This is a genomic window from Nonomuraea sediminis (assembly GCF_018531495.1).
Lineage (GTDB): Bacteria > Actinomycetota > Actinomycetes > Streptosporangiales > Streptosporangiaceae > Nonomuraea > Nonomuraea sediminis.
The window spans coordinates 159512-178417 of record NZ_JAHDTI010000002.1; the positions used below are offsets into that span (position 1 = coordinate 159512).

Sequence of the window (18906 nt, forward strand, 5' to 3'; positions counted from 1 at the left end):
CCATGGATCTCGAACTGGTGCAACGCGAGGTGTCCTCGCTGGCGAGCCCCGGAACGCCGGGGCTCGCGGCGGCCGTCTACCAAGGTGGCGCCCCGCTGCTCACCGCCTCGGCGGGTACGGCGTGCCTGGAGTTCGGCGTGCCGATCGACGGCGACACCCGCTTCGACATCGCCAGCGCGAGCAAGCAGTTCACCGCCGCGTGCGTGCTGCTGCTGGCCCGCGACGGCAAGCTGAACCTGGACGACGACGTGCGCACGCACGTGCCCGAACTGAGCCTGGCCGTGCCGGTGACACTGCGGCAGTGCCTGCAGCACACCGGCGGCCTGCCCGAGTGGTACGCGGTGCAGCCGCTGACCGGGCACCCGCTGGCGGAGATGACCGAGGAGCGGCTGCTCGAGGTCATCGCGCGGCTGCGGACCACCACGTTCGCACCCGGCACCGACTTCTCCTACTCCAACACCGGCTACGTCCTGGCCGCCGTGGTGGTGCGCAGGGTCAGCGGGCAGTCGCTGGCGGACTTCGCCCGCGAGCGGCTGTTCGCGCCGCTCGGGATGGACGACTCGGTCTACCGGGACGATGCGTCGGTGCCGGTGGAGCGGATGGCCTACGGCTACGACAACCACGGTCATCCGCCGCTCCGGGCCGACACGCAGGAGGGCGCGGTGGGCGACGGTGGGGTGGTTACCAGCGTGCGCGATCTGGCTCCGTGGTTCGGCTTCCTGGCCGACGGGCGGGTGCTCGGCGCGGACCTGCGCGACGCGCTGCTCGAGCGGGCCGAGCTGGCCGACGGTACGGCGCTGCCGTACGCGTTCGGCATCTACCACCACGACGTGGCGGGACGGCCGGCGTTCGGGCATGCGGGCGGCATGCACGGCTACCTGTCGAACCTGCTCTACCTGCCGGACGAGGACCTGGGCGTGGCGGTGCTGTCGAACCAGCGCGTCATCGACCCGCTCGCGCTGACCGACAGGCTGGCCAGGCTCCTGCTCGGCGAGCAGCCCGAGCCGGTGCGGGAACCCGGGCAACTGCCCGCGCCGGATCACGCCCACTGGCACGACCCGGTGAGCGACGCGACGCTGACCGTCCAGCCCACGGACGCGGGGCTCGACGTCTCGGGCATGGGCACGTTCCTGCCCCAGGCCGACGGGCGCTGGCACGGGCAGGGCGAGCAGGTCCTGCAGTGGCTGGAGTTCTCCGGCGACACGCTGGTGCTCGGCTCGGCCCTGGCGGCCCGCCGTGCGGTGACCTTCCACGCCGCGCAGCCGCCGTCGGACCAGGCCATGCCCGACGGCGAGTGGCAGTGCGAGGAGCTCGGCGTCACGGCGAGCGTGCGCGACGGCGTGCTACGAGTCGGCCGGACGCTCGAACTGCCGGCGACCCCTGCCCCCGCGGGGCTGTGGCAGGCGGGGCCGTTCACGCTGCGACTGGAGTACGGCGCGCTGCTGCTCAGCGGTGGCGGCCTGCGCAGGCTCAGGTTCGGCTGACCGCAGGCCGATTGGCCTGCGGAACGAGGCGGGGGCCGCCGGATTTGTCGGACGGGTCAGTGAACGGCGGCTTTCCGGCTTCTAGCGTCCGACTGTCCCCGCCGCTCCGCTCTCCGAGGTGGTCCATGACATCCGTGAAAGCCGCCACCGCCGCCGCGCTCCTCGTACTGGCCACCGCCTGCTCGGGCGGCGGCGGCACGTCGCCGCCGCCTTCCGACACACTGGTCTGGGCCTCGGGCGCCGCGCCCAACAGCCTGGACATCGCGCACGGCTTCAACAGCGCCTCGACCCTGATCCAGACCGCGGTGCTGGACACCATGGTCATGCTCGACGCCACCGGCAAGCCTGTCCCGCATCTGGCCACCGGCTGGACCCAGCCCGACCCGGCCACGTACCTGTTCACCCTGACACGGCGGCTGTTGGCCTGCGTACCAGCTTCAGCGTGAAATTTCATACTTCTGTACCTAGCGCCCGCGACGATGGGCAAGGAAGCCTTGCACCATGCATGACCTGCTGCTTCGCCGGGGAACCGGCCACGACGGTCTCAGCGGCGCGCCCCGGCGAGCCGACGGCGGGGCGTCCGTGGGGCCCGACGAGCGGCGGGGCGCCCGATGACGGCGCGCGGGCGGGTCACGCTCGGGGTGCTGATCGACAGCCTCGGCCCCGAGGTGGTCAGGCCGCTCGCGCTGCCGCACGGCAGGCGGGCGCTGGCCGGAGCACCCGTCATCTACGACCCCGAAGAGCCGATGACCGGGCTGGACGGCGCGGTGCTGCTGGCCACCGGCCGCCCGTCGGCCGAGACGCTGTCGCGCGCGGGCGAGAACGGCGTCGCGGTCGTCGTGGTCAAACCGGGCACCTGCGATCTGGACACCCTGGCCGCGGCTGCGCGAACGGCGGGCACCGCGCTGCTGGCGGCGCCGCCGGAGCTGTCGTGGGGGCAGCTCTACACGCTGATCGACGCGCTGCTGGCGGTCGTGGCCCCGGCGGGCGATCCCGGCGGCGCGCGGGCCGGCGACCTGTTCGCGCTGGCCAACGAGGTCGCCATCAAGGTGGGCGGCGCCGTGGCCATCGAGGACCTGGCGATGCGGGTGCTGGCCTACTCCACGGTCGAGGGCCAGCGGATCGACGAGCTGCGCAAGGAGGGCATCCTGGGCCGCCGGGTGCCCGCGCACCCGACCAACGCCGAGGAGTACGCCACCGTGCTGCGCGCGGACGGCGCGATCTGGAGCTACGAGCCGCGCGAGTACTACCCGCGCCTGGCCATCGCCATCCGGGCGCACGGCGAGGCGCTCGGCACGATCTGGGCGGTGCAGGCCGAGCAGCCGCTGGCCGCCGACGCCGAGGCGGCGCTGGCGGACGCGGCGGCCGCCGCGGCGCCCCACCTGGCCCGCATCAACCTGGCGGCCGACGAGGCCAGGCGGCGGCGCGACGAGTGCCTGGGCTGGCTGCTGCGCGGCGTCGGCTCCGTGGACGAGCTGGCCACCTCCTTCGGCCTGCCGGCCGGCGAGCCGCTGACCGTGGTGTCGCTCGGCCCCGCCACGGGCTCGGTGGACGCCTTCGCCGCCTCGCACGCGGCCGACCTGCTGCGCACCACTTACCTCGCCTACCGGATCAGGGCCGCCACCGGCGTCGTGGACGGCCGGGCGCACGCCGTCGTGGCCGCCGAGGCCTGCACGCCGCTGCTGCGCAGGATCACCGCCGACACGCTGGCCAGGGTGGGCGAACGGCTGGGCGGCGGCTGGCGGGCGGGCATCGGCAGGACCGCGCCGTCGGCCGCCGCGCTCCCAGCCAGCGCCCGCCAGGCGGCCGAGGCGCTGCGGGCCCTGTGCGGGCCGTTCGCCGGCGAGCCGGTCGGCACGCACGAGGAGCTGTCGGCGGCGCTGGTCCTCACCGACCTCGAGGCGGCGCTGCGGACCAAGGGGTCGCTGCGCGGCGAGCCGCTGGCGCTGGTCACCGCGCACGACGCGCGCCACGGCACGGCCTTCGTCCACAGCCTCGCCACGTGGATCGGCGCGCACCACGACGTGCCGCGGGCGGCGGAGCTGCTGTCGGTGCACCCCAACACGCTGCGGTACCGGCTGCGGAGGATCGGCGAGCTCGTCCCGCTCGACGACCCGGATACCCGCATGGTGCTGGCCCTGCAGCTACGGCTGAACGGCGCCACAAACCGGGACGGGTGAACTTCGGCGTCAGCGCCAACGCGCGCGCGGCCACCCGGGCACGATGCTGTGGGCCATGGCCGAACTCCTCACCACCGCTCCCGCCGGGCTGCAGGTCAGCACCCTGCATGGCACCCCCGACCTCCAGCGCGCCGACCGCCTGCTGCGCGAAGTATGGGGAAGCCGCCCGGGCGACGACCCACCGCTGGCCCTGGACCTGATGTGCGCCTTCGCCCACACCGGGAGCTACGTGGGCGGCGCCTATCTCGACGGCGAGCTGGTGGGCGTGGCGGCCGGGTTCCTGACCGCGGACCGCACCCTGCACTCCCACGTCGCCGGAGTCGCGGCCGCCGCGCGCGGACGCGGGGTCGGCAGGGCGCTGAAGGAGCACCAGCGGGAATGGGCGGCCAGGCACGGCCTGACCGCGGTCTCGTGGACCTTCGACCCGCTGGTCCGCCGCAACGCCTTCTTCAACCTGGCCAGGCTGGGCGCGGGCGTGGCCGACTACCTGCCGGACTTCTACGGCCCGATGACCGACGGCCTCAACGACGGCGGCCCCTCCGACCGGCTCTACGTCACGTGGCCGCTCTCCGGGCCCGAGCTCACGCCGGCCGACGACGGGCGGCGCCGGACGGTGGTGGACGAGGCGGGAGTCGTACACGATCCATCGGGAGCGGCTCTGATCCGGTGCGCGACGCCGCCCGACATCGAGCGGCTGCGCGCGGAGGATCCGGCGGCCGCCCGGCGGTGGCGCACGGCGCTGCGGGAAGGGCTCGGCGGCGCGCTCGCCCAGGGGTATCGCGTCACCGGATTCACCCGCGACGGCTGGTACCTGCTGGGAGGTGCGCGATGAAGCTGGAGGGCGTGGAGCTGCGCAGGATCGCGCTGCCGCTGGTCACCCCGTTCCGCACGTCGCTGGGCACGCAGAGCGAGCGCACCGCGCTGGTCCTGAAGGTCGTCGGCGACGAGGGCGAGGGCTGGGGCGAGTGCGTAGCCGAGGACGAGCCCACCTACTCCCCCGAATACCTGACCGGGGCCGCCGAGGTGATCCGCGGCTTCTTCGTGCCCGCGCTGGCCGGGCTCGACCTGAACCCCGCCTCCGTCGGCCACGCGCTGCGTCACCTGCGCGGCCACCCGATGGCCAGGTCCGCCGTCGAGATGGCGGTGCTGGACTGCTGGCTGCGCGCCCGCCGTACCAGCCTGACCGACCACCTCGGCGGAGTACGGCCGAGCGTCCGCGTAGGCGTCTCGGTGGGCATCATGGAGACCCTCGACGCCCTGCTGGAAACCGTCGACAAGCACCTGACCGCCGGCTACGCCAGGATCAAGCTGAAGATCGAACCCGGCTGGGACCTCGAACCGGTCAGAGCGGTGCGCGAGACGTTCGGCGCCGACGTGATGCTCACGGTGGACGCCAACACCGCCTACTCCCCCGGCGACATCCGGCACCTGGCCAGGCTGGACGCCTACGGGCTCGCCCTGATCGAGCAGCCCTTCGAGCCCGGCGACCTGCACGCCCACGCCACGTTCGCCGCCCGCGTCGACACCCCGGTGTGCCTGGACGAGAGCATCACCAGCGCCGCCGACGCCGCCGACGCGATCAGGCGCGGCGCCTGCTCGATCATCAACATCAAGCCGGGCCGGGTGGGCGGCTACCTGGAGGCCCGCCGCATCCATGACGTCGCGGCCGCGCACGGGGTGCCCGTGTGGTGCGGTGGCATGCTGGAGACCGGGCTGGGCCGGGCGGGCAACCTGGCGCTGGCCGCCCTGCCCGGGTTCACGCTGCCCGGCGACATCTCCGCGACCGAGCGGTACTACCACCGCGACATCACCCGGCCCTTCGTCCTGGACGACGGGACGATGGCGGTGCCCACCGATCCCGGCCTCGGCGTCGTCCCGGAAGAGGATGCTCTGGAGGCCGTCACCACCGGCTCGGAGTGGATCCCGGCCGTTCCATAGCGCCGCGATAGGGGCGAACTGGTACGACCACCTGGCGCGCACTTCCTCGTACGTTGGCCTCACCCCCCAGCACGAGGAGAGTGTCATGTCTCCAAGAAGATCAATCTCCGCGGGCGTGGCGTTAGCCGTCACGCTCCTCACGGTCCCGGCCGTCGCCCTGGCCGCGCGCACCGCCCTGGCCGACGACGACACCGCGTTCGCGGTGGCGCACGCCCAGGCCGAGGCGCACGCGGACCCGCCGGCCGCGCTGGTCGACCAGCTGGGCCGCGACCTGGGCATCTCCCCCTCTCAGGTCTCGGCCCGGCTGGTCAACGAGGCCGCGGCGGCGGGCGTCGAGCCGCAGCTCAGATCGCTGCTCGGCACGTCCTACGGCGGGGCCTGGGTGACGGGCCCGACCTCGACGTTCGTGGCGGCGACCACCGACGCGAACCGGCTCCGGGCGATCATCGGCGCCGGTGTCCAGGCCAGGCTCGTCGCCCGCTCGCTCGACCAGCTCGACCAGGTCAAGGCGGGCCTGGACCGGGCCTCGGCCCGCGCGCCCAGGACCGCGCCCGTCTGGTACGTGGACGTGGCCAGCAACAGCGTCGTCGTGCTCAGCTCCGCCCCTGACCAGGCGCGGGCCTGGGTCGGGGCCAGCGGGGTCGACGGCTCCGCCGTACAGGTGGTGCGGTCGGCCGAGCGGCCCAGGACCTTCTACGACGTCCGCGGCGGCGACGCCTACTACATCAACGGCAACACCCGCTGCTCGGTCGGGTTCTCGGTATCCAGGGGCGCGCAGGGCGGCTTCGTCAGCGCGGGCCACTGCGGCACCACCGGCAGCTCCACGACCGGCTCCAACCAGGTCGGCCAGGGCACCTTCCAGGGCTCGTCCTTCCCGGGCAACGACTACTCCTGGGTCGCGGTGAACTCCTCCTGGACGCCGCGCGGCGTGGTGAACGCCTACAGCGCGGGCGTGCTGCCGATCCACGGCTCGACGGTGGCGGTAGCGGGCTCGTCGATCTGCCGCGCCGGCTCCACCTCCGGCTACCACTGCGGCACGGTGCAGCAGCTCAACACCAGCGTCACCTACAGCCAGGGCACGGTCTACGAGGTGACCAGGACGAACGTGTGCGCCGAGCCGGGCGACTCGGGCGGCTCGTTCTTCTCCGGTGACCAGGCGCAGGGCGTGACCTCCGGCGGGTCGGGCGACTGCTCGTCGGGCGGCACGACCTACTTCCAGCCGGTCAACGAGATCCTGTCCACCTACGGGCTCAGCCTGGTCACCGAGGGCGGCGGCCCCACCCAGCCGCCGAGCAGCCCGCCGCCCGGCGGCACCTCCTGGCAGCCCGGCACCTCCTACGCGGTGGGCGCCGTGGTCACCTACAACGGCGTCAGCTACCGCTGCATCCAGGGGCACACCTCGCAGGTGGGCTGGGAACCACCCAACGTGCCCGCCCTGTGGGGCCGGACCTGAAGCCCCACTGACCCGGGGGGCGCGGAACTAGCCAGGTCCCCCGCGTCCCCCGGCCTAGGGAAAGTCCTGGACGAGGGGGAACAGGCCCTGCGGGTCCGGCGGGTCGATCAGGGATCCGCCGGCGGCCAGGAAGTCGCACACGCTCGCGGCCTTCTGCAGGCGCTCCTGTACGGTCGCCTCGTCCTCTTCGTTGTCGGTGAAGGAGTACTCCTGCAGGCGGCGCAGCCACTGGGCGGCCTGCCGCATGCGGGCCACGGCGTCGTCGGGGCGCTGGTTGAGCGTGGTGACATAGTCGTTGCCCGCGTCGAAGAGGCGGGGGAACTCGTGGAGGTAACTGACCACGGCCGCGGCGAACTGCACGTCGGTGAGGAATTGACCGGCGAACGGGTTCCCCTGCACTTCTTGGCGCACGTGCCATTCGACGTGGCGAGCGCTGATCTCTTCCATGAATTCGAGCAGCACCACCTGTGTCGGCCGGGGCATCGTGGCCGTCTGCTGCGCGGCGAGCGCCGTGTCGAAGTAGGTTTTAGAATCCGAATCCGGAGTGGCCCGGATTCCAGCCTGATTTCCTAGGTTCCGGAAATGCGTGAGCTCGTGAATGACGGTCTCGCCGACTTCGTTCGTGATGCGCTGCCCGGTCGAGGCGCGTGTCGTCACCGATTTTCCGCGCAGCAGCTCATCCGAGACCTGGATGATGCCCACGGAATCGCCGTCGGCGTTCTGGAAGGTGAAGGTGACCCCGCTGAAGCCGCGGGCCTTCAACGCCTCCTTGCGTTCCCGCTCGAACCAGTCGGCGGCGGTCTCGCCGTTGGGCTGGACCGCGGCCGCCTGCTGCAGCACCAGTTTCTTGAGGTCGCCGAACCTGCTGGTCGCCACGATGCAGGCGAGTTCGCCGCTGTTGAGCGAGTTCAGCGCGAACATCGCCGCCATGCGCCGCCACGAGCCGAACGGCGCGGCGAGGTGCCCGGCCAGCACGTTGGCCACCAGCGGATCGACCCGCTTGTCCGCCACGAGCGGGCTGAACTCCAGGAAGGCGGGGTCCAGGATCGGCGGGTCGACGAAGAAGATGTCGTCGAGCCTGGTCATCGTCCCGACGCCCACCACCGGGTCCGACGGATTGAGGCCCTGCTGTTGCTTGAAGGCGCTGACGGCGGCGCCGGTGTCGGGGCCGAAGAATCCGTCGGCGCCGTGGGAGCCGATGTCGAATCCCAGTTCGCGCAGCGCGGTCTGCACGCGCACGACAGCCAGATCCTCGTCGTTCAGCAGCATGCGGCGCGTTCCGCCGGCACAGTCCTCAAGAAACTGATCCCCGGCGAAGCGAAGGCAGCGAAGCGCCATTTCCAGTCCCCCTCCCTGGTGAGTACGTGTTATCACCGCTGTTCGCAGTGTCGGCGGCAACATGCCGGGCGGCATGAGTAGCCATTACTCATGCGCTCCGCTTTCAGACTGTTACTTTCGGTTCATGTTCCTGCTCGTGCGCCCGCATGACCTGGTCATTCTCGGAGTGAGCTGGTCGGGCTTCCACCTGGCCGGCGCCTCGATCGAGGCGATCGCGGCCGATGCTCAGGTGGTGCTGACGTTCCCGCCGCAGCATCTAGCGGAGGAGTTCTCCGACCAGCCGCTCGACCTGTTCCAGGCGACACTGTCCGGGGCGAGCCGCGTCGTGTTCTCCGTGGAGGCGGGCCGGACGATCGAGCTCAGCGTCGACGGGTTCCTCCAGGCGCTGTCGCGCGGCCGGATCCTGGGCGCGCAGACCTCGATCGAGCTGCCCTGGGGGCTGCTGCTGTCGCCGTCCGATCCTGCCTCCTGCCAGAACACGTTCGAGACGGTCCAGTCGGCGGCCGGGGACGTCGGGCTCTGGTTCGCCAGGCTGGCCACCACGTTCGTGAAGCCGGCCAACGCCAAGCTCGGCGTCGACCCCGGCTTCCTGACCCCGCTGCGCGACACGCTGCGCGACCAGATCGTCGAGAACAGCCAGCACGCATTGCCCGCCGTACGGCGGCTCGAGCTGTCGGCGCTCGGCGGCTCGCTGACGGTGCGCGGTGCATGGGACACCTTCGAGTGGGACCAGACGGTCGCGCTCGGCCGCGACCAGCGGGTCCGCTTCGCGACCCAGGGCGTGCTCTACCCGCTCGGCCACCGCGCGGTGTTCATCGAGCTGATCGAGCGCGGCTTCGACCCGCCGCCGGCCGCGTTGCGCCCAACCCGGATGATCATCGTGACCGAGCCGGTGCGCACCTCGACCGAGCCGAACGCGGTCCATCGCAGGTTCCCGTTCGACGAGATCGAGATCACTCAGACCACCTTCGCGATCCCCGCTCCGCAGTGGACGATCTTCCGCCGGCCCGTGCCGATGCTGCAGGACCAGCGAGATCAGCTGGCGGGCATGGAGAGCGAATCGGCCAGGCTCGCGGACGTGTGCGCCGGGGAGGGTGCGCGCTTCCGCCCGCCGGAGGAGCTGGCCGTCTTCATGCCCGCGGCCCAGGAGCTGCTCGACGTGAACGCCCAGCTCGCCGCGCTGGAGCCGCAGCTGGACGAGGCCGAGCAGGCCGACGCGCAACGGCAGGCCATCGAGGATCAGCTGCGCGCGGTCGAGGACCAGATCTCCCAGATCCAGATGATCGACCCGGACGACCCGTCGCTCGGGGACCTGCAGTCGCAGGCCGCCAACCTGATCGCGGAGCTGAACGCGTTCCCGCCCGTGCAAGTGGGCCCACTGCGCGCCCAGGTGAACGCTCTGCGGGCCAGATCCGAGCAGCTCTTCCCGATCGTGGACGCGGAGGGCCGCCGCTTCCGCGACATCCCCGAGCTGGCGGCCGGCGGAGTCCCCGAGGCCATCGCCTTCCAGGACCTGCAGCCGCAGATCGAGGCGGGCAGGGCCAAGGTGGCCGAGCTGGAGGCGCAGGCCACGCAGGAGTTCAACCTGTTCTTCACCCCGGACCTGGCGTTCCCTGTGCGTTGTTCAGGACCGCAGGGCGACGTCCGCATCGACCAGCCGCTCATCTTCGTCAGCGACTTCGCACTGGAGCCGACCGAGGACCTGCCCGGCTTCCACTCGCTGACCGACGACGGCACCGCCGACCAGTTGCGGGACGCCTACGCGAGCTTCGCCCGGGTGAAGCTGCCCGGCGTGGCCGTCGACCTGGTGCGCAGCCCGCAGCCGCAGCCGGCCGACGTGCACGAGGTACACGAGATCACCCTGGCCGCGGTCCCGCACGAGGGCGGCTTCCACCCGCAGCTCGGCAGCCTCATGGTGGCGCTGCCCGCGCTGCGCAGCCTGCTCGGCGAGGCCGACAGGCTCGTCCCGATCGACTTCGACCCGAAGTTCCTGCAGCAGGGGCCTGTCGGCGAGGTCGCCCTGCTGGTGAAGGATTACCCGGTCGACTTCATCACCAAGGCCGACCGCTCCGGCGGGCTGGTCTCGCCGCAGTTCATGGTCAACGCCATCTCCCGCGAACTCGGACCCGTCGACGTGGCCGCCACGATCAAGGACGCCGCGGGCACATTCGACGCCGAGCGGGTCTTCGGCCAGGCCACCACGATCCTCGGCTTCGAGCTGCGCAAGCTCGCGCCCCGGATGGACTTCCCACCCAAGATCACCCAGGTGCCGCCGAGCACGGTGAAAATGACCTGGCCGAGCGTACAGCTGAAGACCGACAAGCCGTTCGTCGCCAGAGACGGCTCCAAGCTCGACCTGAGCGTGGAACGTTCCCCCGAGCACATCACCACGACCTGCGTGATCACCAGCTTCACGCTGGCACTGCCGCTGCTTGACGTGGCCTTCGACAGCATCACCTTCACCCAGCAGGACGACAGGCCACCGCACCTGGACGTCAAGGGCGTCAGGCTCGACATGTCCGGGGCGCTCAAACTGTTGAAGGAACTGCTCGACAAGGTCGACCTCGGCACCAAGGCGCCGGACATCAAGACCACCGGGAACAGCATCAGCGCCGGATACGCGCTGCCCGTCCCCGAGGTCACGACGGCCGGGTTCTCGCTGAAGAACGTCCTCGTCGGCGTGGCCGTGGACGTGCCGTTCAACGGTGATCCCGTCTCGGTGTCACTGAGGTTCTCCAGCAGGCAGAACCCGTTCCGGCTGAACGTATTGACCTTCGCGGGCGGCGGATACATCGACATCGTCATCGACCGCACTGGGCTGCGGCAGCTGGAGGCGTCGCTGGAGTTCGGCGCGGCCGTGTCCATCGGCGTGGGTATAGCCAAGGCCGAGGTGCACGCGCTCGGCGCCATCCGCTTCCTGAAGAAGGGCGACACGGTCGAACTGTCGGCCTTCCTCCGCATCGGCGGCAGCGTCAACGTACTCGGCCTGGTGTCGATCTCGGTCGAACTGGTCGTGATGCTGACCCACCAGGAGCCCAACCGCCTGGTCGGCCGCGCCACCGTGGTCATCGCCGTCGACCTGACCCTCTACTCCGACACGGTCACCCTGGACAGCGGAGAGTTCCTGATCAGCGGCGACCCCGTGCAACCGCAGGCGATCAGCCCCGGCGAGGAGGACGCGGGGCTGGCCGACTGGATCGCCTACCGGCAGGCCTTCAGAAGGAGCGTGGCATGAGCGACAAGCTGCTGTGGATCGCCGTCCCCGGCGGGAAGGTCGAGAACGGCCAGGTCCCGCTCCGGCTGCTGATCGTGCCCAGGCTGGCGGGCCCGCTGCAGGACGGCCCGCTGCACGACTGGCCGGCCACGCTCGCCACGCGGACCTTCGAGGTGGATCTGCGGGTCGGCCAGACGATCACGACGGTCGCCCCGCAGGTGGTCTCACAGTCGCAACCCGAGGTCTGGCACGCGTTCTTCGGCGACGGCGTGCAGGTCCGGCCGTATCAGGCACGCACCTACGCGGGCACCACCGTGGATCCGACCTCAGAGCACGCCGCGAAGATCGTCCAGGCCTACGAGGCGACCGCCAAGGCGCCGGAGACCGCAGGCACGCAGCTGGCCCAGTTCGCGGGCGAGGTGCCTCCCACGGCCCCCGCGCCGCCCACCCCTGACGGCCAGGAGCCGGACTTCCACCGGATCGTCGCGATGCTGCGCGAGCACCCCACGGTGCTGCGCGCGCTCGGGCTCATCGTCGAGCTCACGGTTCCCGCCTCGGCGCTCCAGCCCGCCGGCTTCGTCCGCGTCGGCTCGCCCGGCCTCGACCTGATCCGCCCGTGGACCTCTTACGAGTTCGACGGCACGCACGTCCTGCCCGCCTCCGCGGGCGACGTCAGCAGCGGCATGCTCGACCTGAGCGGCACCGACCTGAGCGGCGCCGAGTCCGACTCCAGCTGGGAGATCACCACCTTCGACGTCGACGGCGGTCTGTCACGGCTGCGCGAGGCGGCCGACTCCGACCGCTCCAGCCTGCCGCACCTGCGCTCGGCGGGCCTGATGCTGGTACGGCGCGGCCGCCAGCAGGACTTCGACGCCCGCCACCAGACCGCCAAGGACAACGCCCAGTTCCCCGAGCTCCTCGATTTCAAGGAGTTCGCGGCCGACGAGCTGATCCTGGGCTACCGCATCGACATCAGGCCGAAGGACGGCCAGTGGTCGGGGCTGTGCCGCCGCGTCGCCAGCTACGACATCGGCGACGTGGCCATCGGCACGCCGAAGCAGGTCGAGGAGGGGCAGGTCAAACCGTACGCGGCTGTCGGGGGCGGCGACGGTGTGCTGCGCGCCGACGAGGTGGTGGCACGCTGGGACGGCTGGAGCCTGGCCGTGCCGCGCAAGCGCCCGGCCGAGCAGGGCGCGGGCTTCACCTGGTCGTTCGACGTCGAGCCCGGCTCGCTGCCGGAGCTGCGGTTCGGGCATTCCTACGAGGTCAGGGCCCGGGTGGCGGACCTGGCCGGTGGCGGGATCGGCCTCGACGATGCGGCGGCGGGCAGGTTCGTCTCGTCGCTGGTGGCCTACACCCGCTACGAGCCGGTGCCGCCGCCGGAGACCACGGTGACCGAGCTCGTCATCCGCAGTGACAGGGGCATGACGGTGGCGGAGTTCCTGGCGGCCAACCCGCGTTACGCCGCCGAGCAGCCGCGCCTGCAGCTGGAGGCGCCGTCCACGTCCCTGAGCCTGGCCGAGCAGCACGGCATGCTCGACGGCGCCGACCCGGAGACGTTCCTGGCCGCCCAGCGGCCCACCGACCCCGCCGCGGAAGGCGTCGCCGTGCACCTGCCGGGGCGGGCGACGGAGCGGCGTCCGTGGACGGGCACCTGGCCCGATCGGGAGCAGAAGACGTTCGAGCTGGCCGAGCGGCCGCCCGGAGGTGGCGGGCCGCTGGCGGAGTGGGATGAGACGGGCATGACCGCGACCGCCCGGCTGGCCCAGGGCGAGCAGGTGACCGCGGAGCTGTCGTCGTACCTGCCCGACGACTTCCTCGACCGGTTCTCCATCAGGCGCTGGCTGGAGCCGGGCGCGGAGAGCCAGGCCAGCGGCGGGCGGCATCCGATGGTGACGCCGCCGCACGCGGTCAACCTGGTGCATGCCGTACGCAAGCCGCTGCGCGATCCGGCGGGCACGCTGAAGGCGAGCCGTGAGGAGGGCCAGACGTGGACGCGGCTGCTGCCCGAGCCCGCGCTGCTGGGCCTGGACGCCAACAGCACGGTGCAGTTGCGCGTCGAGGCTGCCTGGGACGAGTGGAGCGACTCGCCCACGCCCGCTCCGGCCGTCGCGAAGGTCCAGACCCTGCCGCTGCAGGCTGCCGACGTGGCGCTGGGCGAGCTCAGGCAGGAGTTCGGCGACACCAAGCACCGGATGGTCACCTACACGCTCACCGCGGACTCCCGCTTCCGCCGCCACTTCGCCGATGACGAGCCGCCCGAGGCCTTCATCGCCACCGCCAAGCTCGCCCCCGTCGTCGTGCCCAGCTCGGCCAAGCCGGTACCGCCCGTGGTGCTCGGGGTACGGCCGGCGTTCCGTTGGACGGGCGCGGCCCAGGGCGGGGCCGAATGGGACTCCCTCGAGCGGACCCGGCTGTCCGGACGGCTCCGCGTCGAGCTGGACCGGCCCTGGTTCACCACCGGCGCGGGCGAGCGCCTGGCCGTACTGCGGGCGCGGTTCGGCCGCGACCCGATCTGGGCCACCCTCGAACCGCCCGCCGCGATCGAGCAGATGAGCACGCACGCCGTGGAGTTCGACGGCGCCCACTGGTACGCCGACGTCCCGATGCCGCCCACTCAGTCGTACGCGCCCTTCGTCCGGCTGACCGTGGCACGACACCAGCCGAACAGCCTGCCGGGGCTGGAGCTGTCCACACCTGTGGACACCGAGCTGGTCCAGGTCCTGCCGGACAGGACGCTCACCGTCCAGCGACACGACGGCAACCTGCACATCCTGCTGCGCGGCACCGGCCCCGACGGCCCGCGCCCGAACCGGGTCGAGGCGCTGTTGGAGCAGGGCACGCAGGGGACCACAACGCTCACCGCGCTCGATCCCGACGACGTGCCCGCCTGGGTCCGGGTGCCCGGCCACGCGGTCTCCGGCACGCTCAACGCCGAGCTGCCGCCGCTGGCCATCCCGCAGGTCGACGGCCTGCTGCGCGTCTACGTCAGGGAGATCGAGCAGATCGACACCGCGCCGGGGGACGGCGAGCTCTTCGAACGGGTGGTGTTCGCCGACTTCGTGCACGGCTTCTCGGTCCAGTGATCGCGGGTCACGGCGGGATCGCCTCGATCGCCTCGCGCAGGCGGCGCAGGGCGGGTGCGAGGTCCTCCAGCGCGGGCGTGCCCAGGGCCAGCCGCAGCGCGTGCGGGCGGAAGGAGCCGGTGGCGAAGGCGTCGGCGGTGGACACCAGGATGCCGTCCGCGGCGAGCGACGCCGCCACCTGGTCGGGGCGCTGGTGGGGCTCCAGCCCGAGCCACACCAGGTAGGACGCCGGATGGGCGGTGACGTCCATCCCGGCCAGCTCGGCTCTGGCGATGTCCTGCCGGGCGGCGGCGTCCGCGCGCCGGTGGTCCTCCAGCTTGGCCACCGTCCCGTCGGCGAGCCAGCCGGTGGCCACGGCGGTGACGAGTCCTGGCATGCCCCAGCCCGCCGTACGCAGGGTGCCGGTGACAGCCGCGACGTGCCGATCGGGCAGTACGGCGAAGCCGAAGCGCAGGCCGGTCGCCACGTTCTTGGACAGCCCGGCGAGGTAGCAGGTGCGTTCGGGAGCCAGTGCCTGCAGCGGGGGCGGCGCCGCGGTCTCGAGGAAGGCGTAGGTGCCGTCCTCGACGATCACGCAGTCGTGGGCGCGGGCGATCTCCACCAGACGGGCCCGCTGCCGCGCGTCCAGCACCCAGCCGAGCGGGTTGTGCACGGTGGGGATCGCGTAGATCGCGCGGACGGGCCGGAGCTCGCACAGCCGGGCGAGCGCGTCGAGGTCGGGACCGGTCGGCGTCACGGGCACGGCGGCGAGGTCGAGACCGTGCGCCCGCGCCGCGAGTTTGACCCCCGGGTAGGTGAGCGCGTCGGCGGCCAGCACGTCGCCCGGCCTGGTCAGGCCGCGCAGCACGGCGTCGAGCGCATGCTGGGTCCCGCCTGCCAGCAGGACGTTTGCCGGCACGGTGTCGATGCCGCGGCCGAGCAGGTAGGTGGCCACCACGGCACGGTCGTGGCGGCGCCCGCCCGGCGGGTGCTGGCGCAGCAGCGACTCGATCCCGCCCGAGGTCGCCAGCTCCCGCAGGGCCAGCCGCAGCAGGTCGGCCTGCCCCTGGGCCAGCGGCTGGTTGAACGACAGGTCGGCCACGCGCGCCACCGGCAGCGCGCGCGACGGCTCGAGTCCGTCGTAACCGGACAGGTCCCGCACGAACGTGCCCCGGCCCGGCTCCCCCACGACCAGCCCCATCGCGGCGAGCTCGGCGTAGACGCGGGTGGCCGTGGCCAGCGCGATCCGCCGCTCCCGCGCCAGCTCGCGGTGCGTCGGCAGGCGGGAGCCCGCCGGGAGCCCGCCCCCGCGGATCGCCGCGGCGAGCTCGTCGACGATGGCCTTGTAGCTCGGTGGTCGCATGTATCCATGACAATAAATGGATTGTCGTGGTGGCGAGTACCTAGCCTGACGCCATGACGGTCCATCTCGCCCAGGACGACCAGGTCGTCACGATCACCATCGACCGGGAACGCAAGCTCAACGCCCTCGACTACCCGACGATCGACGCGCTGCTCACGGCCCTCGACCGCGTCGACGCCGACGACTCCGTCCGCGCGGTCATCCTGACCGGCGCGGGCAGCAGGGCCTTCAGCGCGGGAGCCGACATCCCGTCCCTGGCCGGCAGCATTGCGGGCGGGCCCGAGCGGGCCCTGCGCGAGATCGTACGGCGCGGCCACGGGCTGACCCGGCGCGTCGAGGAGTTCCCCAAGCCGGTGATCGTGGCGGTCAACGGCCTGGCGTACGGCGGCGGCTGCGAGCTCGTCGAGGCCGCCCCGCTCGCGATCGCGGCCGACCACGCCAGGTTCGCCAAGCCCGAGATCACGCTCGGCTTCCCGCCGCCGTTCGGCGGCTCGCAGCGCCTCCCCCGGCACGCGGGCCGTAAGCGCGCCCTGGAGCTGATCCTCACCGGCGACCCGATCCCCGCCGCCCGCGCCGCCGAGCTTGGCCTGGTCAACGCCGTCGTGCCCGCCGCCGACCTGCTCACCGCCGCCCGCGATCTGGCCGCCAGGATCGTCCGGCACGCCCCCACCGCCGTGGCGGCCTGCCTGCGCGCCGTGACCCGCGGCATCAACCTGCCCATCGACGAAGGGCTGGCGGTCGAGGCGGCCGCCTTCGCCTCGACCGTCCCCACGGACGGTGTCAGGGACGGGTTGCACCGCTTCCTCAGCCGGTCAGCCGGTGACGGTGGCGCGGGCCAGGCGGCACAGGTCGGCGGGGCGTAGGGCGTCCCTGCGGTCCCACAGCTCGGGGGCGACGCAGTCGGCCTGCCGTACGTGCTCGGCCGTCTTGAGGCCGTGCCGGTCGAGCAGGGCCGACAGGTCGTCGGGGGTGAAGAAGGACAGCCACGGCTCGCCGCGCTCGGCGGCGGCGGGCAGGGCGAACTCGGCGTAGGCGGTGCCCTGCTCGTCGCGGAGCTCGGGCGGCAGGGCGTACTCCATGACCAGCTCGCTGCCCGGCGCGAACCGGGCGACGGAGGCGAAGGTGGCCGTGATCGCCTCCCGCGTGAGATACATGGCCACGCCGAGCCAGCTCACCAGGGCCGGGCGGCGCGGGTCGAAGCCCGCCGCGACGAGCGCCTCCATCAGGTCGCCCGACTCGAAGTCCAGCGGGACGAAGGCGAGCCCCGCCGGCACCGTGAGCCCGGCCGCGGCCAGCAGCTCCCGCTTCCACCCCTGCGTGGCGGGATGATCCACCTCGAACACTCGCGCGCCGGTCCTGAGCGCGAACGTGTCGAGCCCCGCGCCCAGCACCACGTACTGCTCGGCCCGCCGCCCCTCCACGTAGTGGCTGCGGGCGGTCACCTGGGCGCGCGTGCCGGAAAGCACGACGTGGTCACCGTGGACCCGGTGGTAGCCGATGATCTCCTCGCCTTTCTCGCCCAGCAATGCGGCGGCCAGGGTGTCGCGGAAGATGTAGGGCTCGTGATCGACGACCAGGTGAGCCGCCCGGGCGGCGGCGGTCATGACGGCGGTCTGACTGGGCTGCGTTTCCCGCATGAACGGTCGTTCCTTTCCTTGCGTCTGGAACGCCGATGCTAAAACGCATTTCCCATGAAACAATCCCATCATACTACAACAAAATAAATTCCCAATAACGCGCTAATTTCGGAATCATTCAAAAGTCATGCGACGAGTGCGTCTTTGGACGCATCGCGATTCGAGGTTTGCGGTTTCACTGAACGCCATGCTGAGGATCCGGTTCACGGCGCAGGATCTGCTGCGGTTGCGGTTCGCCACGCGGCCCGCGCCGATGGTGGAGCTGACACTGGCGCTGATGACGCTGCGCCGCCGTACGGCAGGCCCGCTCGGACCGTGGCGCGACCGGGCCAGGAAGGCGTTTCCCGAGCAGGCGAGGCCGCTGCTCGACCTGGTGTTCGCCGATTCGGGGCCCGAGTACCTGGACTCGCTCGACCCGGACTTCGACGCCGCGCTCGACGCGGTGCTGGGTTCGCCGCCGGGGCTGGTGCGGATCTCGTTCGACCGCCACTCGGCCTCCGGCTGGGTGCGGCGCCTGGCCGAGGGCGAGCGGGAGGCGCAGCGGATCCTGGAACGCGCGCTGCGCAGCGCGCACGCCGCCCTGCTCGCTCCTTCGTGGTCGCGCGTCGTGGCGGGGTTCCACGCCGACCTGGCCCACCGCAACCGGCTGCTGCACGACGGGGGCATCGTGGGCGCGCTGCCGTCGGTGTTCCCCGGGGCGCGCTGGCGGGGCGAGGTGCTGGAGGCCGAGGTGCCCGGCGAGCAGGACGTGCACCTGACCGGGGAGGGGCTGATCCTGCTGCCGGTGGCGTTCTGGAGCGGCCCGCCCACCATCAGCAGGGCCGTCCCCGGCAGGCCGCGCCTGCTGATGTACCCGGCCAGGATCCCGCTTCCCGTCGTGGACGACGCGGCGACCTCGCTGGAGTCCCTGCTCGGCCGGACCAGGGCCGCCGTCCTGGGCGCGATCACGGCAGCGCCCGCCAGCACCACCACCGAGCTGGCCCGGCGGCTCGGCATCTCACCGGGCAGGGCGAGCGAGCACGCGAGCGTGCTGCGCGGGGCGGGGCTCGTCACCAGTCACCGCCATCGCAACACCGTGCTGCACTCCCCCACCCGGCTCGGCCACGCCATCGCCGTCGGCCACGGTGAGCGACACCAAAAGCCGGGCACGGCTTCGCGGTGACGCCTCAGGTCCCGGCCGCCCCCTCCCGGGACGCCATCGGTGGCGGGTCCCGACCTGGAGAACCCAACAGCT

13 protein-coding genes are annotated in these 18906 nt (G+C 72.3%); 10 read left to right on the forward strand and 3 right to left on the reverse strand.

The features are described from left to right. Positions 1-2 precede the first annotated feature (2 nt). From KIK09_RS08885 to KIK09_RS08910, 6 genes are all read left to right on the forward strand, one after another. Positions 3-1484: a serine hydrolase domain-containing protein gene (locus tag KIK09_RS08885; RefSeq protein ID WP_214318243.1), complete on the forward strand. Its 1482-nt coding sequence runs from the start codon at positions 3-5 to the stop codon at positions 1482-1484. 125 nt (positions 1485-1609) lie between these two features. Further along, complete coding sequence (locus KIK09_RS08890) at positions 1610-1930, forward strand: hypothetical protein (protein WP_214318244.1); 321 nt, start codon at positions 1610-1612, stop codon at positions 1928-1930. Positions 1931-2095: 165 nt separating this feature from the next. Beyond that, positions 2096-3664: a PucR family transcriptional regulator gene (locus KIK09_RS08895; RefSeq protein WP_214318245.1), complete on the forward strand. Its 1569-nt coding sequence runs from the start codon at positions 2096-2098 to the stop codon at positions 3662-3664. Between the two features lie 55 nt (positions 3665-3719). After that, the gene (locus KIK09_RS08900; protein ID WP_250572868.1) at positions 3720-4496 is read left to right on the forward strand and encodes a GNAT family N-acetyltransferase; all 777 of its coding nucleotides are present in this window, start codon (positions 3720-3722) and stop codon (positions 4494-4496) included. Continuing rightward, positions 4493-5602, forward strand: coding sequence for an o-succinylbenzoate synthase (gene menC, locus KIK09_RS08905; RefSeq protein ID WP_214318247.1), 1110 nt, complete (start codon positions 4493-4495; stop codon positions 5600-5602). The genes KIK09_RS08900 and menC overlap by 4 nt, the downstream gene beginning before the upstream one ends. 85 nt (positions 5603-5687) lie before the next feature. Then, on the forward strand, positions 5688-7055 hold the full coding sequence (locus KIK09_RS08910; RefSeq protein ID WP_250572869.1) for a carbohydrate-binding protein: 1368 nt from the start codon (positions 5688-5690) through the stop codon (positions 7053-7055). A 54-nt stretch (positions 7056-7109) separates the two neighbouring features. Here the strand turns inward: KIK09_RS08910 and KIK09_RS08915 are convergent, their stop codons facing one another. Continuing rightward, positions 7110-8468: a peptidoglycan-binding domain-containing protein gene (locus KIK09_RS08915; protein ID WP_214318248.1), complete on the reverse strand. Its 1359-nt coding sequence runs from the start codon at positions 8466-8468 to the stop codon at positions 7110-7112. A gap of 49 nt (positions 8469-8517) precedes the next feature. Here KIK09_RS08915 and KIK09_RS08920 point away from each other — a divergent pair, with 49 nt between their 5' ends. Together KIK09_RS08920 and KIK09_RS08925 are read left to right on the forward strand one after the other, a co-directional pair. Continuing rightward, positions 8518-11628, forward strand: coding sequence for a GumC domain-containing protein (locus KIK09_RS08920; RefSeq protein ID WP_214318249.1), 3111 nt, complete (start codon positions 8518-8520; stop codon positions 11626-11628). After that, positions 11625-14693: a hypothetical protein gene (locus KIK09_RS08925; RefSeq protein ID WP_214318250.1), complete on the forward strand. Its 3069-nt coding sequence runs from the start codon at positions 11625-11627 to the stop codon at positions 14691-14693. Before KIK09_RS08920 ends, KIK09_RS08925 begins: the two co-directional genes overlap by 4 nt. A gap of 7 nt (positions 14694-14700) precedes the next feature. Here the strand turns inward: KIK09_RS08925 and KIK09_RS08930 are convergent, their stop codons facing one another. After that, on the reverse strand, positions 14701-16035 hold the full coding sequence (locus KIK09_RS08930; protein ID WP_214318251.1) for an aminotransferase-like domain-containing protein: 1335 nt from the start codon (positions 16033-16035) through the stop codon (positions 14701-14703). Positions 16036-16088: 53 nt separating this feature from the next. On the opposite strand from KIK09_RS08930, the gene KIK09_RS08935 reads away from it, so the two are divergent. Continuing rightward, positions 16089-16898 carry an enoyl-CoA hydratase-related protein gene (locus KIK09_RS08935; RefSeq protein ID WP_214318252.1) on the forward strand — a complete coding sequence of 270 codons (810 nt, stop codon included), beginning with the start codon at positions 16089-16091 and terminating at the stop codon, positions 16896-16898. Here KIK09_RS08935 and KIK09_RS08940 read toward each other — a convergent pair. Beyond that, positions 16848-17672 carry a class I SAM-dependent methyltransferase gene (locus tag KIK09_RS08940; RefSeq protein ID WP_214318253.1) on the reverse strand — a complete coding sequence of 275 codons (825 nt, stop codon included), beginning with the start codon at positions 17670-17672 and terminating at the stop codon, positions 16848-16850. The genes KIK09_RS08935 and KIK09_RS08940 overlap by 51 nt on opposite strands. A gap of 187 nt (positions 17673-17859) precedes the next feature. Here KIK09_RS08940 and KIK09_RS08945 point away from each other — a divergent pair, with 187 nt between their 5' ends. Further along, positions 17860-18834 carry a winged helix-turn-helix domain-containing protein gene (locus tag KIK09_RS08945; RefSeq protein WP_214318254.1) on the forward strand — a complete coding sequence of 325 codons (975 nt, stop codon included), beginning with the start codon at positions 17860-17862 and terminating at the stop codon, positions 18832-18834. The last annotated feature ends 72 nt before the right edge of the window (positions 18835-18906 follow it).

Excerpts from the sequence above, each read along its gene's own strand:
- KIK09_RS08890 (WP_214318244.1), top strand. The coding sequence starts at position 1,610 with ATGACATCCGTGAAAGCCGCCACCGCCGCCGCGCTCCTCGTACTGGCC.
- KIK09_RS08895 (WP_214318245.1), top strand. The coding sequence starts at position 2,096 with ATGACGGCGCGCGGGCGGGTCACGCTCGGGGTGCTGATCGACAGCCTC.
- KIK09_RS08885 (WP_214318243.1), top strand. The coding sequence starts at position 3 with ATGGATCTCGAACTGGTGCAACGCGAGGTGTCCTCGCTGGCGAGCCCC.
- KIK09_RS08920 (WP_214318249.1), top strand. The coding sequence starts at position 8,518 with ATGTTCCTGCTCGTGCGCCCGCATGACCTGGTCATTCTCGGAGTGAGC.
- KIK09_RS08925 (WP_214318250.1), top strand. The coding sequence starts at position 11,625 with ATGAGCGACAAGCTGCTGTGGATCGCCGTCCCCGGCGGGAAGGTCGAG.
- KIK09_RS08935 (WP_214318252.1), top strand. The coding sequence starts at position 16,089 with ATGACGGTCCATCTCGCCCAGGACGACCAGGTCGTCACGATCACCATC.
- KIK09_RS08910 (WP_250572869.1), top strand. The coding sequence starts at position 5,688 with ATGTCTCCAAGAAGATCAATCTCCGCGGGCGTGGCGTTAGCCGTCACG.
- menC (WP_214318247.1), top strand. The coding sequence starts at position 4,493 with ATGAAGCTGGAGGGCGTGGAGCTGCGCAGGATCGCGCTGCCGCTGGTC.
- KIK09_RS08915 (WP_214318248.1), bottom strand. The coding sequence starts at position 8,468 with ATGCCGCCCGGCATGTTGCCGCCGACACTGCGAACAGCGGTGATAACA.
- KIK09_RS08900 (WP_250572868.1), top strand. The coding sequence starts at position 3,720 with ATGGCCGAACTCCTCACCACCGCTCCCGCCGGGCTGCAGGTCAGCACC.
- KIK09_RS08930 (WP_214318251.1), bottom strand. The coding sequence starts at position 16,035 with ATGCGACCACCGAGCTACAAGGCCATCGTCGACGAGCTCGCCGCGGCG.
- KIK09_RS08940 (WP_214318253.1), bottom strand. The coding sequence starts at position 17,672 with ATGCGGGAAACGCAGCCCAGTCAGACCGCCGTCATGACCGCCGCCGCC.
- KIK09_RS08945 (WP_214318254.1), top strand. The coding sequence starts at position 17,860 with ATGCTGAGGATCCGGTTCACGGCGCAGGATCTGCTGCGGTTGCGGTTC.